Raw genomic sequence first — 17,041 nt, forward strand, 5'->3', positions numbered from 1 at the left:
ATCGGTTTTTCCGTCATTACGAGGAATTTGCATAGCAATTGACGAAGCAATCTCAGAAGTTTGTTATTATTTCATGAGACTGCCACGCAGCCTACGGCTGCTCGCAATGACGATATAATTCTTTACTTAGCAATACCTTTTATGCCACCTGTAAATTTTGTTGCATAATAAAACTATCACTTATATACTATCACTAATGATTAATTTGCTTAAAGTTATATGGTAAGTAGTAATTTTTATAAAAATCTAGGGCCACGAAAACTAACAGCAATTATAGATTTTTTACACGATATTATAGCACCTCCTAAGATTCATGAAGATATAGCTATTCATGATATTAAAATTCTGCATGAAGCATCACCAAATGATATTAGCTTTTTAAGCAATCCTAAATACTCCGAATTTTTAAAAACTACCAAAGCTGCTGCTTGTATAGTGCCGAAAAATTTTACGGGAGAAGCAAATCCAAATACTGTTTTATTACACGCCCAGAACTCATATTTTGCTTACGGCAAATTAATAGATTTTTTTTATGCTCCTATTAAATCATACCCTGCTAAAATAATGAAATCCGCTATTGTTGCAGATTCGGCGACTATCGGAAAAAATTGTTATATAGGTCACAATGTAGTTATTGAAGACGATGTTATTATAGGTGATAATAGTATTATAGAAGCTGGAAGTTTTATAGGTAGAGGCGTAAATATCGGCAGAAACGCTAGAATAGAACAACATGTTTCAATAAATTATGCAATTATAGGTGACGACGTCGTAATACTTGCAGGTGCAAAAATTGGACAGGATGGGTTTGGATTTTCTACCGAAAAAGGCGTACATCACAAAATATTTCATATAGGAATAGTTAAAATCGGCAATAATGTTGAAATTGGTGCAAACACTACTATTGATAGAGGATCACTTCAAGATACAATTATAAAAGATTTATGCCGCATAGATAATTTAGTACAAATAGGGCATGGCGTCAAAATAGGTAAAGGCTCTATTATCGTAGCACAGACAGGTATAGCAGGAAGTAGCACGATCGGTAAATATTGTGCTCTTGGAGGGCAAGTAGGAATCGCCGGACATCTAAATATAGGCGACGGGGCACAGGTAGTGGCACAAGGCGGTGTAGCACAAAATATAGAAGCAGGTAAAATTGTCGGCGGCAGCCCTGCAATTCCTATTATGGATTGGCATAGACAATCTATTATTATGAAACAATTACTAAAGACCTCTAATAGCAAATTAAAAAAGTAACTTGCTATTGAAAAGAGCTTTGTTGTTGCATGAATACCTGAGTCGTCATTGTGAGCTAGGCTACGTGGCAATCCAAAAAAATTAGCAAAAAGTGCTGATTTTAGTACTTTTTACTAGATTGCTTCGTCAATTGCTATGCAATTTCCTCGCAATGACGGAAAATTTACATTAAAGAAGAGATCTAAATAAATGATCATAGATATTACTGAAATCATGGATTGGATACCTCATCGCTATCCATTTTTATTAGTAGATAGAGTACTTAAAATTGATCCTAACAAATCAATAACAGGTATTAAAAACGTTACCGTTAACGAACCGCAATTTACAGGACATTTTCCGGCAAGGCCTGTTATGCCTGGTGTTCTAATGGTTGAGGCTATGGCACAATTAGCTGCTATATTAGTTGCTAAATCTTTAGGTTCTACTAAGAATAAAGAAGTGTTTTTAATGGCTATCGAAAATGCAAAATTTCGTAGAATTGTTCAACCGGGGGATACTATGCATATCCACGCTGTTATTGATCAGCAAAGAGCTAACGTATGGAAATTTTCAAGTACGGTTACGGTCGAAGGTGAAATAGCTGCAGAAAGTAAGTTTACCGCAATGATTAAAGATAAAGCATAGGGACATATAGTGTCAAATTCTAATATCCATACTACAGCTGTAATTGCAGAAGGTGCAAAGCTTGGTAAAAACGTAAAAATCGGACCGTATTGTATTATAGGTCCTGAAGTTGTGCTTCATGACAATGTCGAGCTAAAATCCCATGTAGTAATTGAAGGGATTACCGAAATCGGCAAAAATACAGTAATCTATCCTTTTGCATCAATAGGTCAACCTCCACAAATCTTAAAATATGCTAATGAGCGATCAAGCACGATAATTGGCTATAATAATACTATTAGAGAATATGTTACGGTACAAGCAGGAAGCCAAGACGGTGGAATGATGACAAGAGTAGGAAATAATAATTTATTTATGGTCGGCGTCCATATAGGTCATGATTGTAAAATCGGCAATAATGTAGTATTTGCTAATTATGTAAGCCTAGCAGGTCATATTGGGGTAGGTGATTATGCAATAATCGGCGGACTGTCTGCCGTACATCAATATGCTAGAATCGGTGAATATTCGATGATCGGCGGGCTATCGCCGGTTGGAGCAGATGTAATACCGTTTGGGCTTGTAAGTAGCAAACGTGCGGTGCTTGAGGGCTTAAATCTAATCGGTATGAATAGAAAAGGGTTTGATAAAGTAAAGTCTTTAAGTGCTTTAAAAGCTATCGAAGAAATCTTCTCAGGTGAAGGTAATTTTGCTGAGCGTATAAAACAAATTGCTGAGAAATATAACAATAATTCTATAGTAATACAAATTATCGATTTTCTTAATCAAGATAGTAGTAGAGCATTTTGTCGTTTTGAGAAGTAAATTTATTTAACTAGCGATATGTAACACTTTGTGTTACAATTAAATATTATAAGGAGGATAAAAATGAAGTATTACGACTAGTATACGCTTAGAAATAAATAACTTGAAAAAGCAACTTATGATTTACACCGTGAAAAAAGCTGGATAATTAGTGAAGCAATACGTATATATCTTAAACAACTAGAAAATTTAGACCTAGTCAAAGAAGCTAAACGTCAATCCTTATTAGCTAGTAAAGAAAACAATCCTGATGCCGACTTATGGTTAAAACACAATGAAGAAAGTTGGTTAGATGAATGGAAATAATAGAAATTAAAAAAAGATATATTGTTGCTTGGTGTAATATCTGGAGATTATGGTAAACCTCGCCCCGCTTTTGTTGTTTAATCTAATTTATATAAAAATCATCCCTGTATAACAAGTTTGCCCTCTAACAACGGATTTAATAGATGCCCCAACTTTTCGCCTGTTATTGACTCCTACAGAGCTAAATGATCTTAATTTAGAATCTCATATTATGGTTGATAAAATTAGTGCTATAAGAAGTGATAAAATTCAAAAAAAATTGGTGAATTATCACCTGAACAACTAGAAGAGTTAATTGAAGCTATTAAATTATGGATGAATTAGCCACTAATTTTCTCATTTTTTCTTGCAAAGAGTTTTGGCGTAAACGAGTTTTCAAGCTCTTAAAATCAACTATTTCTGCATTTTGATTTTGCTGGCTACATGCAAAAATATATTTCTGCTCTCCTTTAACTTTTTGAATACATTGTCCGCAAATTCCTTTCATCATACATTGCATCGATGAATTAACGCTAACTATTATTTTTGTATTTTCACTGAATATTTCATTTTTTAGACTTTGCAATTCTTCTATTATTTCAGGAGAAGCATTAATTATTACTATATCCACTGAAACTAATTTACGGATTTTTATATCAGGATAGGTAACAAATATAACTTCATTATTATTTTCTTTTAGAACTTTTAATAAGCCTATATTACCGGCTTCGAAATCAACAATAACTATTTTTTTATTTTGAGGTATTTCTAGCGGCGAACCTGTCGGTCCCATTAAAACTACTTTCTCATTTTCGGATAATGTTTTACATAAGCTAGTAGATTTACCGACTTCAAAAACTATAAAGCTAATTAAGCCTTTTTCTACATCAATATCGATAGGACTTAAGGCTACAGGCTCTATTAACTTAGCAGCATCTTCAGAATAATTTTGTAAGCGAAAAAACTGTCCGAACTTAAAATTTTTAGCAGCAAGCGGCGAATGAATTATCAACTCGAAAGTTTTATCATCTAAAATATTTATTTTATTAACCCTAGAAGTCAGCAAATAATCAAGCTGCGTACAAAAATCTTTATAACTACCTTTAAAGCTAGGATTATTATTTATAAGTTTTTTGTTAATAGCGTCGTACCCTTCTTTGGTACTAGCAAGAGCCTTCACTACACTACTCGAATATTTAGGATTACAATCACCGAAATAACTATATTTATCCTCATCGAATTGAGTGTTATTTTCTATACCGATTGCCATAATCACGGTTTTGGTTTTAATGTCATTGCGAGGAAATGCGTAGCATTGACGCGGCAATCTTGTTAAGCCAAACTCCTGAGATTGCCACGCAGTCTTTGACTGTTCGCAATGACGGTTTCGATTCTCAAACTCCACAGATTCCACATGACCGTATTTATCAACATTAATCCTTAAAGGTTGCATATTTTCCTTAAAATCAACACCGAGTGCTAATGCATATATTAGCTCTTCGTGATTTAATTTATATGCCGGCGAATCTTGCAATCTTCCACGATAGTAGACAGTAGCACCCCCAAGCTTATTAAAAACCTTTCTTAATTCTTCATTATTCTTAGCTTCTTTAAACAATTTTGCATGAGCAATAAATTCTTCAGCTATTTCTTTATCTTCCTCCGTTAAATCTTTTTCTATATAATCTTCGGCAAATTCCTCTACTTGTTTTTTATAGTAATATAAACTTTCCGTTGCTGCGTCTAAGGAAGTAAGACCGCCGCCTATTACCGCAATCGGCATCCTAATTACCATATTAGTACTAGAATTTTTCAAAAATGCCCCTCCGTTTTGCAAAGTCATTAAGAAATCAGAAGCCGTTTTTACGCCCTTAGCTTCAAAATTTTCTATATCCAAAACTTTCGGCTGACCTGCTCCAATGCAAAAAGCTATATAGTCAAAACCCAAATCGAAAGCTTGTTCTTTCGTTATATTAAAATCTAAAGCTACTCCGTCATAATATTTGAAATTATTATTTCTCTCTAATATTAGCCGCAATATATCGAGATTGTTTTTATCCCACCGAACGGTAATCCCATATTCCGCTACCCCTCCAAATCCTCTTGGCATTCTTTCCGATAACAAATTTTTATATTCATGCCAAAATTTTATAGGCTTATGAACGTCAAAAGGCAGTAGAGTAATTCTTAAACCGTCAATAGCCACAACATTATGACCTGACCGTAATAAATAATAGCTAAGACTAAAACCTGCAGGACCAAGACCGGTAACTAAAATATTATAATTAGTAGGTTCTTTCGGAAGCGGTGCATAAATATTAAGCGGATTCCAACGAGTAAGCAGTAAATATATCTCTAAGCCGTAAGGTAATTTAAGCGTTTCTTCTAAAATATTTGATTCTATTAATGGGATATTTACCGGATCTTGCTTTTGGTAAATACAAGCTTTTGAGCAATCATTACAAATCCTATGACCTGTTGCTGCAACCATCGGATTATCAATAACGATAATAGCAAGAGCACCTAAGTTAAAACCTTGTGCCTTAACATAGTTCATTTCAGAAATTTTTTGTTTTAACGGGCAGCCTTGTTTTAAATCCGTCATTGCGAGCGACTGCAAGGAGCGTGGCAATCTCGTCAAATCTCCTGAGATTGCCACGTCGCTTCGCTCCTCGCAATGACGATTCTGAGGTTGCAGTAACCCCTTAGAACAGCTATCCTTATCTTGCTTATGGCAATAAATACAATAATGAGAATGGTTTAAAGCTTCATCTAGATTTAAAAAAGAATCTGTATAGTCAAAATCTACTCTCTCATTTTTTTGATATTTTAATATTTTTTTATCGTCTATTAGATTTTCTTTATCTAGTTTTTGTGGGAGGTTGAATAGGATGTTATCCTGTGGCTTGATACCCTCACACAAATAAACCCTATACGCAGCATACCTAGCTGCTATGTCTAATTCTTCTGCAAAACTTTCTTCTGCCTGTTGCCATATAACTATTTGTTTGGCAAATTCTCTAGAAGTAAAATTCGCACCTATTAAATCAGTTAGCTTTAAATACACATCTTCAAAATCAATATCTTTTATTTTTTCCGGTGGATATTTTTTTACGGCAACACGTTGAACAAATTTTCTTTTACATTCATAAATAATATCAAAATCTTTATGTTTTAACCTTGATATCGTTATTTCTTTTGAAATACAAAATAACTCTGCTAAAAAATCGTCTAAATGAGGGGAAATTTTTAGCAAAAATTCGGAATAATCTTTTGGAATAATGGAGAGAGGAGTCGATCTAAATAACATTAAATCTTTATGCAAAGATCTATCGGCTTTAAAGAGATAATCTAAAAATATTTGATCTAATTTTTTAAGTCCGGTTAAATCTAATTCATTAAAATCTAGATTAAAACCAAGTTTCATAAATAATAAATAACTCTTTTAGAAAATTGTTTATAAATTAAATAACTAATACAAACAGTAATAAATGCAACTATAATAGACTTAACTATCAGCATCATATCCGGTAATGTTCCGTCAATCACCAACGCTTGTACGGGTCTTATAACTAAAAAGAACGGATTAAATTCAAAATATATCTTTTTAGACTCCGGAATTAGCGAATATGGATAAACTATCGGTATACTCCAATAAATAACTCCAAGAATAACACTCAACATTTGCGGAATATCTCGAATATACGGCGTTAAAAATGCTACTGCGATAGAACCGCTAATCACACATATTATTAAGGGCAAAATTAATATCGGCATAAATATTATTTGCCAAGAAAATTTTTCTGGAAATAATAAAATAAAAGCAAAATACATTGCCGAAAATGAGCAAATTAAAGTATATAATTGCCCTAAACTATCTGCAACAGGAAAAAAAGTCTTAGAAATTCTAACTTTTTTTATTATTTGATCACGTGTAACTAAAGAACTTGAACAAATCGTTAAGCTGCTTACTATAAAACTCCACAAAGGAATACCGCCGACTAAATTCATTACCATAAATTCTCTCGGCTGTCTTAATAAAAAACCAAAAAAATATGAAATTACCATTATGTGAATAAAAGGCTGAATTAAACTCCATAAAGAACCTAAAAAAGAATCTTTATTTTGCCTAATTATAGAAGCTTTAACTAGTAATGCTATTGCCCGCCAGTATTTTTTAGAAAAAAAATACTTTATCATTTATGAATTTCCTTGTTGTTGGTTATAGATTTTAAACATTTCCGATGGTGTACCATCACCTATAATATTGCCGTCTTTTAATAAAATACATCTATCGCAATTATCTTTTATAATTTCTTCTTGATGGCTTACTATTATTGAAATAGGAGTATTTTTAAATTTATTCTTCATTAAACTAAGAGATTTTTCTATAAAATAGCTATCGCCTGCCGCAAAAACTTCATCAAGTAATAGAATCTGCGGATTTTGAAATATCGATACAGAAAAAGCAAGACGTGATAACATACCGGAGCTATAAATTTTTATCGGTAAATCAATTTTACTACCAAGTTCTGAAAAATCTATAATTTCTTTTTCAATTTTTTTGCTATATTTATCCAGCATATTATTATATAGCATTAACATTTTTATATTTTCACGACCAGTTTGCTCAGACTCAAAACCAACTCCCATATCTATAATTGCCGCAATATCTCCGTGAACTTTGACTGCACCGGATTTTAACGGATATATTCCGGCGATTAGCTTTAGAAACGAACTTTTTCCCGAACCGTTACTCCCTATAAAAGCTATTTTTTCTCCCTCATAACAAGAAAAATTAATATTGTTTAATATAGGTATATTTGGAGAAAGAGAGACTCCTTTTTTCAAGAAGAAATGCTTTAAACCTTGAGCTCTTTTATGAGTATCAATACCTTCAACATAACCATTAGTTATCTCTATAAATACTTTTGGATGGCTAAGTGACATAAAATAAATATTAAATAGATTTATTAATCCAATCTAAAAGAGATTTTTTTTGTTGCAAACCTATTTTAGTATCTTTTTGTTCACCATTTTTAAATAACATTATCGTTGGAATACTACGAATACCGTATTCTGAAGGAGTGTTAGGATTTTCATCAATATTCATTTTAAGTACTTTTACTTTGCCTTGTAATTCTTTACTGATTTCATCTATTATCGGTGTTAACATTTTACACGGTCCGCACCATTCTGCCCAAAAATCAACCAGTACAGGTAAATCCGATTCTAATACTTCCTTTTTAAAAGAGCTATCCATTACGTTATTTGCCATAAATTCCTCTATGTTTTTGTAGCATTGTCATATGGCTTTTATGTCATTCCCGCTTTTAACAGCCTTATTGCATGACATAAACGAGTCATGCAATAAGGCTGTTAAAAGCGGGAATGACATAAAAGCCATATATGGACAACATCTATATTTATAAATAAAATTATAAAGTACAGACTTCTACTTGTAAATAATGAAAATCTTTTTATTTATTATATTTATTTTTTCTATTATAATATATTCGCATTATTAAAGCTGCTGTTTCCTCTATTGATCTAGTCGACACATCAATTACCGGCCAATTTCTTTGATCACAAATTTTTCTGACTTCTAAGCACTCTTTTTGTACTATATTAAAATCCGTATAGCTTTTATTTTCGTTAATTTGTAATAGATTTAATCTAGCTTCTCTTATCTCAATTAACCTATTTGGATTAATAACGAGTCCTACTACCAATTGATCTATATCTTTTTCTATAAAATCAGGAAAGGGGCAATTATAAACATAAGGAATATTGGCAGCTTTTAAACCGTTATACGCTAGAAATACGGAAGTCGGTGTCTTAGAAGTTCTAGAAGGACCTATTAATATTATATCAGCCTCTGATAATTCATTAAGCATTTGTCCGTCATCATGTCTTATAGCATAATCTATGGCATTAAGTGTATCAAAATAAGTTTTATCAAATTTATAATTGTAATTCTGTTCTTTTTCTATTTCAATACCTGAAAAAACAGACATTTCTTTAATAATTTTACCTATTACAGAAATACATGGAATTTTTAATTCATAGCAAAATTTCGTTAAAGCTTTTCGGAGTTCTTGATCAGCAATAGTGTATAATACTATCCCATGTTTATATTCTATTTTACTTAATACTTCATTTAGCAATTCCAAATTTCTAATCATTGGCCAATGATATAATTTTGGTTTTAAGGAAGTAAATTGTGTAAGGGCAGAATTTGCTGCATATTTTGCAGTTTGCACGGAAGAGTCTGAAACTAAGTGAATAATTAGCTTTGTCATACTTTACACATGTAATTGTGGATAAATTTTTTAATAACTTATTATTTTTCCTATTAAAACCTATTAAAAAATTCCTCAAATCCTTATTAAATCAAGTAAATCTAGTGTATTTTCTTTTAAATAAATAGTTTGTGGATAAAATTGTGAATAAATATCATTTTTCTTTGAAAAAATAGTCTTTTCTAAGCTATAAATGAATTTTACACTTAATTATCCACTTGTATAAATTCATTACAAACTTATGTGAATAATAATTTAAAATGCCTATATTTTTAAGAAAATTTTAATGAAAATTTTGTTGATAACTCTGTTTAAAACATTTAATCTACATAATTCTATTTACATAAACAATAAATAATAAATATATTCATTATTTTAATATTTTTAGTAATAGTATGAAGCAAATTATAAATCCGTTAAAAGGAAATAGTAATAAAATACCTATTTGGTTTATGCGTCAAGCAGGTAGATATTTGCCGGAATATAAAAAAGTAAGAGAAACAACAAAAAATTTTCTAGATTTTTGTTATGATGTTAGCAAAGCAACGGAAGTAACATTACAACCGATAAAACGTTATGGATTTGATGCAGCTATTATTTTTTCCGATATATTAGTTTTACCTCATGCTCTTGGATGGGAAGTGGATTTTAAAGAAAATATAGGGCCTATATTAAAGCAATTCAAATCACAAGAAGATTTTAAATATCTGCAAATCAATCCGAATGATAAATTAGAAAAGGTTTATGAAATAATAAAAAAAGTAAAAAAAGAATTACCATCCCCCATTTCTTTAATAGGATTTGCAGGTAGTCCTTGGACAGTGATGAGTTACATGCTAGAAGGAAAAGGAAAACAGGATTTTAAAACGAGCAAAAAATTCATATATGAAAATAAAATACTTGCTGAAGAATTATTAAATTTTATTACGGAAAAAACAGCTGATCATCTTATAAATCAAGCAAAATCTGGAGCAGATGTTTTAAAGCTTTTTGATTCATGGTCAGGAGTACTTGCAGAAGAGGAATTTACTGAATTTGTAATAGAGCCGACAAAAAAGATTGTACTAAAAGTAAAAGAAGTTTTTCCAAAAACTCCTATAATTACTTTTCCTAAAGGAGCAGGATTATTGTACGAAAAATTTATAAAAGAAGTACCGATAGATGTTTTAGCCGTAGATCAAATGGTCCCTCTTGAAAAAATGAAAGAGTGGAGTGATAAAGTAATAGTACAAGGTAATTTAGATCCGGTTGTATTATTAACTAATAAAGAAATTATTAAAGAAAAAACTTGTAAAATTCTTCAGGCAATGAAAGGAAAGAATTTTATCTTTAATTTAGGACATGGTATTTTGCCTGAAACACCTACGGAAAATGTAGAATTTTTGACAAAATATGTTAGGTTATATGAAGAAAAGAATAGCAATAGTACTTTTTAATTTAGGCGGTCCAAAAGACCTTAAATCAGTGAAGCCTTTTCTATTTAATCTATTCTATGACAAAGCTATAATTAATCTACCAAATCCTTTGCGTTATATTATCGCTAAAATAATTTCTATTACTAGAGAGAAAAAATCTCAAAAAATTTATTCTTTAATTGGTGGTAAATCTTCTTTACTTCAGGAAACAGAGGAGCAGAAATTAGTACTAACCGAAAAGCTAAAGCAACTTATAAAAGAAGATTTCGCTATTTTTATAAATATGAGATATTCAGCACCATTTGCTAAAGAAGTAATAGGTCAAATAAAAAAATATAATCCAAGCGAAGTAATATTATTGCCTCTATATTCTCAATTTTCAAGTACCACGACAGGATCATCGGTTAAAAATTTTTTACAAAACCTTGATATTGATATTCCAATTAAAACAATTTGCTGTTATCCTCTAGAAAAAGATTTTATAAAAGCCCATGTTTCATTAATTAAAGAAAAACTATACGATAAGAATTTTCGTATATTATTTTCTGCTCACGGATTACCCGAAAAAATAATAAAAGCAGGCGATCCTTATAGTTTTCAGATAAAAGAAACAGTACAAGCAATAGTTAAAGAATTAAATATAAAAGATCTAGATTATAAGATAACTTATCAAAGTAGAGTAGGACCTATAGAGTGGTTAAAACCGAATACGGAAGACGAAATAGAGCTAGCAGGAAAGTTAAAAAAAGACATAATTATCGTACCTATATCCTTTGTATCCGAGCATGTTGAAACACTAGTAGAGCTTGATATTGAATATAAATTAATCGCAGATAAATATGAAATTCAATATACCCGAATTCCGACACTTGGAACAAATAAAATTTTTATTAATAGTTTGACAAATATATTGCTACGATTTATTAATAAGGTTGATACTAATTTAGTTATGAGTAGCTCTAGTACAAGAATATGTCCAAACGAATTTACTAAATGTTTGTGTAAATTAACAAGTTAATAAGGAAAAGAATGGCAAGTTACTATCTATGGTTTAAGTCAGTCCATCTGATATCTGCTATATGTTGGATGGCAGGACTTCTTTATTTACCTAGAATCTATGTTTATCATATCAAAGCTAAAATAGGTAGTGAGCTAGATAGTACTTTACAAGTAATGGAGCTAAAATTACTCAGATTCATTATGAATCCGGCAATGATTAGCACATTTATTTTTGGTTTAATAAATGCTCATATTTACGGGTTTGTTGCTCTTGATACTTGGTTTCACGTTAAAATGTTTGCAGTATTAGTTTTAGTGATATTTCACGGTTTACTTGCAAGATGGCGAAAAGATTTTGCAAATGGTAAGAATGTCCATTCAGAAAAATTTTATCGCATAGTTAATGAGATTCCGGCTATTTGCATGATTGTTGCAGTAATTATGGTTATAGTGAAACCATTTGACTAGTATACTTTTTTTATTTGAAATTGTGCTTCGTCAATTACTTACGTAATTTCCTCATAATGATGTTAAAACCGATCCATGCCGGCAATGTTTTTCCGTGAAAGGAAAGTAGGAATGACATAATAAAACAATGTCTGCTAATCTATACTTTAGCAATACCAAATGTTGCTTCTAATTCTGCTAAGCGTTTTCTCTATTGCGTTGATATCTCTCTTTTTCAAAGGTCTTTCTAGCAACTCTGCTATCTCAACTTTTAGGATTTCTAAATTTTCTTTTGAAGTAAACTCTGCTACAAGTTCAGGTAGGCTCTTGTTAGTTTGGTTGGATATGTAGTTACTCCCGATTAATTAAACTTAAATTGCTTAAGTTTCAACCACCGAAGAGAAATAAACCCTTGGTGGTCAGGGAGTTAGCAAAAATGCCAAAAGTCAGCTATAATAGGTTTTGCTTAAAGCATTGCTTTTAAGTTCTGGACATGCCTATATCCTCCGACCATAAGGTCGAGGATTAACATTTCAGTTAAAGCTTATACCTAACTTCCTTTAAAAGTCAATCTATAACTTAACTAATAGTTTATTTATCTAAAGGATTTTTTATTTCTAATGTAAGTTGTAAAATTTATTTAGAATACCTATAATTCATAAAAAATAATATGGAACATTATGAATAATAGCGATAAACTTAATAAGTTAGTAATCTTTAAAGATAAAACCATTAGAAGAATTTTGCATAATAACAAATGGTGGTTTTCAGTAGTCGACGTAGTAGGAGCATTGACTGATAGTAGTGACCCTGGAGCTTATTGGATAAAACTAAAACAAAGGTTAAACGAAGAAAAAGTGAGGTCGTGACAAATTGTCACGGACTGAAATTAACTGCCACAGATGGAAAAAATATATAACAGACTGTGCAAATACAGAGTCATTACTTCGTATTATACATCTATTCCGTCTCCAAAGGCAGAACCGTTTAAACAATGGCTTGCTAAAGTCGGTTATGAGAGGATTCAAGAAATTTCTGATCCGGAAAAGTCAATTGATAGAGCAAGGGATAATTGGAAACGACACGGTCGTAGCGAGAAATGGATTTAACAATGTATGATGGGGCAGGAAACACGAAATAAATTAACTGATTACTTGGAAAAACCATGAAGTAACAAAAGAGAATGAATTTGCTATATTAACTAATATTATTCATCAAGAATGGGCTGGTATAACTAAAGAACACAAAAATATAAAGGGCTTAACAAATCAAAATTTACGTGATCACATGAATGAAGCAGAATTAATTTTTACTTCTCTTGCTGAATTATCTACTCGTCAGGTAACAGAAACTAATAATGCAACAGGAATGGAAGAAAATAAGGTTGCAGGTAAAAAGGAGGAAGTATAGCTAAAAACGCTAAAACGGCCTTGGAAAATAAAACTGGTAAAAAAGTAATCTCAACAGAACATTATTTCCCGCCTAAACTTACAAAGTAAAAATTTTTGTTATAGTGAAATGCATTGAATTAGGTGACATTTTTTAATTTTTAAATAATATATCTCATATCGTAAATGGGTTGGCATTCGCTATATCCTTAAAAAAATAAAATATTTCTTATAAATATCATCTAATTCAATGTATTTCACTATAAACCAAGGATTGCATCGGTTTTGTGGAAAATACTCTCACTTTTTACAGAAGTTTCAACACACCGAAATAGCATTTTGCCATTCCGGTTATGATTTTAAAAAAGTCAATTAAACTTTACTTCAGGTGGCAATGACATTAATATTGCCTCGACATTTCCATCGGTCATTAAGCCGAATTTAGTACCGCGGTCATATAGCAAATTAAATTCTACATATCTACCTCGCCTTATAAGCTGGTATTCTTTCTGCTCAGCTGTCCAAGGTAAAAATAACTTACTTCTAACGATTTCAGGATATACCGACAACAAAGCCTTACCTACGTCCTGTGTAAAGGCAAAATCCTGTTCAAAATTACCGTTATTTAAGTAATCATAGAATATTCCGCCTACTCCTCTCGGCTCTTTTCGATGCTTTAGATAAAAATATTCATCACATTGCTTTTTGAATTTAGGATAATAGCTAGAATCATACTTATCGCACGCTTCTTTAAAAGCTGCATGAAACTTTACAGTTTCGTTTTTTTCCGGATAAAAAGGTGTTAAATCGCCACCGCCGCCAAACCAACTTTTAGAAGTTTCTATATAACGAGTATTAAAATGCATAGCGGGAATTAGCGGCGATTTAAGATGTGCGACTAATGAAATGCCTGTTGCAAAGAATTTCCCGTCTAGCTCTGCTCCTGGAATTTCGCTGCGGAATTCGGGAGAAAATTCACCAAATACGGTAGATATATTAACCCCGACTTTTTCAAATACTTCTCCTTTCATGAGAGACATGATACCGCCACCGCCACCGTTACGTTGCCAGCTTGAGCGTATAAACTTAGCTGGTTTTAAACCTTTGGTTTGTGCATATTCTTCTTCGATTTTTTCAAATTCTTTGCACAATAAATCACGTAAATTAGTAAACCAACTACTTGTTATTTCTTTATTTTCTATGTTCATAATTATTAAGCAACGATTTAATTACTTTCCTCATCATATACATAATCACTAAAAATACGGCAGCAATGATCATAATATAAAAAGCCGGAGCATAAAATAAGCCTGTGCGCTCTACAAGCCAACGAGAAATAATAGGTGAAGTTCCGCCGAATATCGCTATTGCAAAATTGTAACTGAAAGCAACACCGGTAAATCTTTGTTCTGCCGTAAACAAGGATATAACGAGTATATAAGCTGTACCTGCTATGCTTCCTGCGAGCATACCAAGTATTGTAAGAGCTATAATTTGTTGCCATATCTCTTCTTTCGACATAAGTAACATGGTCGGTAAAATCAATATCAAGATAGCAACACCAACAAGCATTGCCATTTTAAATTTTCCGATAATATCGGAAGTACCGCCGGCAAGCGGCATCGCTATCATCGCAATAAACGAACTATACGCTAAATATGATAAAGCAATAGTATTACTAAGATGCATTACATTATAATAGAAAACATTTATATATGTTTTTACTAAATACATAACGCTGCTAGCGATAGCACCTATACACATAGTTAAAAACATCGATCTCCAAGCAGTTCTAATTACATTGGAAAAAGGTGCTTTAAGAACTTGTTTCTTTTTCTCAAGCATTTTAAAAATCGGTGTTTCCGATACACGCAATCGCAAGTAAAATCCTGCAAGACCCATAAATCCGCCAAGCAGAAAAGCAAAACGCCAAGCAAAATCTATATGAGAGAAATAACGTTCTATTATAATACCGATAAATGTTGCAATTAAGGTACCGGCGATATTTGAACCATGTACTAAACCTGCCGTAAAACCCGGTCTTAAATTTTGACGATGTTCAAGGATAAAAATAGCCGCTCCCGTTCCTTCACCGCTAATACATAAACCTTGAATAAGCCGCATTATAACTAGAGTTATAGGGGCATAAATCCCAATACTTGCATATGAGGGTATGAGACCCATAATAAAGGTCGGAATAGTCATACCTAGCATCGAGATTATTAAAGCGATACGTCTACCGTATCTATCACCGATATAACCGAATAATATGCCTCCTATCGGTCTTGTCAGAAAGCCAACCGCAAATACTCCAAGGCTTAGAAGAATTCTAATGAATTCTGATTCGCCTGGAAAAAAAACTTGTCCAATAATCAGCGAAAAAACTGAATATACCGTAAAATCATAATATTCGAGTACATTACCTGAAATAGCAGATAAAAAAATGAACTTAGACCTATTCATCGAGCTTTAAATAACTTAATTACTAATTAGTTATTATAGACAAGTTACATCATTTATAAAGTGTAATTTATAATATTATAAATTAACATATGTAGTATAAATATTTAATTGTCGGCATTTTAATTCTTGTGGTGATTGGATATGGATTTAGACTAAGAATACTGGGACTTAGATTTCCTGAAAAATATGAGTTGGTCCTTGAAGCTTATAACAAAGCAATTGTACTAAACCCTAATCATTTTCAGGCTTATCTTAATAAAGGAGCGGTATTAATTCAGTTGGGAAAATACGATTTAGCTTTAGAAGCTTATAATAAGGCAATCGAAATAGATCCAAGTCATCCTTATGCTTATAACAATAAAGCAGAAATATTAAGAAAGCTTGAAAAATACGAACTAGCACTTGAAGCATAAAATAAAGGAAATGAGTTTAATCCTAATGACGCTAAAGCATATTTTTATAAGGGTTTAGCTTTAGATGCGTTACAGGAATATGAAGAAGCTATTAGATCGTATGATACAGCATTAGAGCTAGAACCGAATGAGCCTGTAATATACTTTAATAAAGGAAATATATATTTTAATATAGAAGAATATGATTTAGCTATTAAAATGTATAATAAAACAATACAGCTTAATCCTGATGATTTTAGAACTTACGTGAATAAAGGAATAGTTTTAGGAATTCTTAAAAAATATAATTTAGCATTAAAAGCTTTTGATGCAGCACTTAAATTAAATATCAATGATTATAAAGCACATCTTAATAAAGGTCTTACTTTGGAAAAATTAGGCAAATACGATTTATCTCTTGAATCATACAACAAAGCATTAGAATTAGAGCCAAATGACTTTTGAGACACAAGCTCAAATACAAGCTATATTAGAGACATGCAAAAGGCTAAATAATAGTCATAATTTATTATGAATATTATAACGTACATATTAATTTGGTCATAACTATTATAATATACACGTTATAATGGTCAAGCACTTATAACCTAGTTATCCTCTAGTGGGAACTACCGGAATTCCTATTTTTGCAGCTTCTC

General features: G+C 31.6%; 17 protein-coding genes and 3 pseudogenes. 13 read left to right on the plus strand and 7 right to left on the minus strand.

All coding sequences use genetic code 11. From position 1 onward, the window contains the following. The first annotated feature begins 219 nt into the window (after positions 1-219). The 5 genes and pseudogenes from lpxD (at position 220) to GCO76_RS05010 (ending at position 3,283) form a co-directional block, all read left to right on the plus strand. Positions 220-1,260 carry a UDP-3-O-(3-hydroxymyristoyl)glucosamine N-acyltransferase gene (lpxD, locus tag GCO76_RS04990; protein WP_103897407.1) on the plus strand — a complete coding sequence of 347 codons (1,041 nt, stop codon included), beginning with the start codon at positions 220-222 and terminating at the stop codon, positions 1,258-1,260. A 189-nt stretch (positions 1,261-1,449) separates the two neighbouring features. Continuing rightward, positions 1,450-1,887, plus strand: coding sequence for a 3-hydroxyacyl-ACP dehydratase FabZ (fabZ, locus tag GCO76_RS04995; RefSeq protein WP_017443477.1), 438 nt, complete (start codon positions 1,450-1,452; stop codon positions 1,885-1,887). A 9-nt stretch (positions 1,888-1,896) separates the two neighbouring features. Further along, positions 1,897-2,691 (plus strand): acyl-ACP--UDP-N-acetylglucosamine O-acyltransferase, encoded by a 795-nt coding sequence (gene lpxA, locus GCO76_RS05000; RefSeq protein WP_410956366.1) that lies wholly within the window; start codon positions 1,897-1,899, stop codon positions 2,689-2,691. A gap of 63 nt (positions 2,692-2,754) precedes the next feature. Beyond that, positions 2,755-2,997: pseudogene (locus GCO76_RS05005) on the plus strand (hypothetical protein). A 24-nt stretch (positions 2,998-3,021) separates the two neighbouring features. Beyond that, positions 3,022-3,283, plus strand: a pseudogene (locus GCO76_RS05010) (type II toxin-antitoxin system PemK/MazF family toxin). 18 nt (positions 3,284-3,301) lie between these two features. On the opposite strand, the gene GCO76_RS05015 reads toward GCO76_RS05010, so the two are convergent. The 5 genes from GCO76_RS05015 to GCO76_RS05035 all read right to left on the minus strand — a co-directional run bounded on the left by GCO76_RS05015 (position 3,302) and on the right by GCO76_RS05035 (position 9,278). After that, entirely contained in the window at positions 3,302-6,403 is a 3,102-nt protein-coding gene (locus tag GCO76_RS05015) for an FAD-dependent oxidoreductase (protein ID WP_103897408.1), read from the minus strand. Beyond that, complete coding sequence (locus tag GCO76_RS05020) at positions 6,400-7,176, minus strand: ABC transporter permease (RefSeq protein ID WP_410956367.1); 777 nt, start codon at positions 7,174-7,176, stop codon at positions 6,400-6,402. The genes GCO76_RS05015 and GCO76_RS05020 overlap by 4 nt, the downstream gene beginning before the upstream one ends. Then, on the minus strand, positions 7,177-7,926 hold the full coding sequence (locus GCO76_RS05025; RefSeq protein ID WP_410956368.1) for an ABC transporter ATP-binding protein: 750 nt from the start codon (positions 7,924-7,926) through the stop codon (positions 7,177-7,179). Positions 7,927-7,936: 10 nt separating this feature from the next. After that, on the minus strand, positions 7,937-8,254 hold the full coding sequence (trxA, locus tag GCO76_RS05030; RefSeq protein WP_014408103.1) for a thioredoxin: 318 nt from the start codon (positions 8,252-8,254) through the stop codon (positions 7,937-7,939). Between the two features lie 202 nt (positions 8,255-8,456). Beyond that, positions 8,457-9,278 (minus strand): pyruvate, water dikinase regulatory protein, encoded by an 822-nt coding sequence (locus tag GCO76_RS05035; RefSeq protein ID WP_410956369.1) that lies wholly within the window; start codon positions 9,276-9,278, stop codon positions 8,457-8,459. 395 nt (positions 9,279-9,673) lie between these two features. Between GCO76_RS05035 and hemE the strand changes: the two genes are divergently transcribed. The 6 genes from hemE (at position 9,674) to GCO76_RS05065 (ending at position 13,549) form a co-directional block, all read left to right on the plus strand. Then, positions 9,674-10,714 carry a uroporphyrinogen decarboxylase gene (hemE, locus tag GCO76_RS05040; protein ID WP_410956370.1) on the plus strand — a complete coding sequence of 347 codons (1,041 nt, stop codon included), beginning with the start codon at positions 9,674-9,676 and terminating at the stop codon, positions 10,712-10,714. After that, on the plus strand, positions 10,671-11,711 hold the full coding sequence (gene hemH, locus GCO76_RS05045) for a ferrochelatase (protein ID WP_410956371.1): 1,041 nt from the start codon (positions 10,671-10,673) through the stop codon (positions 11,709-11,711). Before hemE ends, hemH begins: the two co-directional genes overlap by 44 nt. An 11-nt stretch (positions 11,712-11,722) precedes the next feature. Further along, on the plus strand, positions 11,723-12,160 hold the full coding sequence (hemJ, locus tag GCO76_RS05050; protein WP_103897412.1) for a protoporphyrinogen oxidase HemJ: 438 nt from the start codon (positions 11,723-11,725) through the stop codon (positions 12,158-12,160). Positions 12,161-12,819: 659 nt separating this feature from the next. Next, positions 12,820-13,008 carry a BRO-N domain-containing protein gene (locus GCO76_RS05055; RefSeq protein WP_410956372.1) on the plus strand — a complete coding sequence of 63 codons (189 nt, stop codon included), beginning with the start codon at positions 12,820-12,822 and terminating at the stop codon, positions 13,006-13,008. A gap of 33 nt (positions 13,009-13,041) precedes the next feature. Then, positions 13,042-13,248: an NYN domain-containing protein gene (locus GCO76_RS05060; RefSeq protein ID WP_410956373.1), complete on the plus strand. Its 207-nt coding sequence runs from the start codon at positions 13,042-13,044 to the stop codon at positions 13,246-13,248. A gap of 178 nt (positions 13,249-13,426) precedes the next feature. Further along, the gene (locus tag GCO76_RS05065; protein ID WP_410956374.1) at positions 13,427-13,549 is read left to right on the plus strand and encodes a hypothetical protein; all 123 of its coding nucleotides are present in this window, start codon (positions 13,427-13,429) and stop codon (positions 13,547-13,549) included. A 346-nt stretch (positions 13,550-13,895) separates the two neighbouring features. On the opposite strand, the gene hemF is transcribed toward GCO76_RS05065, so the two are convergent. Beyond that, positions 13,896-14,735, minus strand: a complete 840-nt coding sequence (hemF, locus tag GCO76_RS05070; protein ID WP_410956375.1) for an oxygen-dependent coproporphyrinogen oxidase — start codon at positions 14,733-14,735, stop codon at positions 13,896-13,898. Then, positions 14,719-15,990 (minus strand): MFS transporter, encoded by a 1,272-nt coding sequence (locus GCO76_RS05075; RefSeq protein ID WP_410956376.1) that lies wholly within the window; start codon positions 15,988-15,990, stop codon positions 14,719-14,721. The genes hemF and GCO76_RS05075 overlap by 17 nt, the downstream gene beginning before the upstream one ends. A gap of 128 nt (positions 15,991-16,118) precedes the next feature. Between GCO76_RS05075 and GCO76_RS05080 the strand changes: the two genes are divergently transcribed. Together GCO76_RS05080 and GCO76_RS05085 are read left to right on the plus strand one after the other, a co-directional pair. Beyond that, positions 16,119-16,403, plus strand: a complete 285-nt coding sequence (locus GCO76_RS05080) for a tetratricopeptide repeat protein (protein WP_410956377.1) — start codon at positions 16,119-16,121, stop codon at positions 16,401-16,403. 15 nt (positions 16,404-16,418) lie between these two features. Then, a pseudogene (locus GCO76_RS05085) lies at positions 16,419-16,847 on the plus strand (tetratricopeptide repeat protein); the annotation flags it as partial. Positions 16,848-17,041: the final 194 nt, after the last annotated feature.

Origin of the sequence: Rickettsia koreansis (genome assembly GCF_046532895.1) — a bacterium.
In the GTDB taxonomy this organism is placed as follows: domain Bacteria; phylum Pseudomonadota; class Alphaproteobacteria; order Rickettsiales; family Rickettsiaceae; genus Rickettsia; species Rickettsia rickettsii.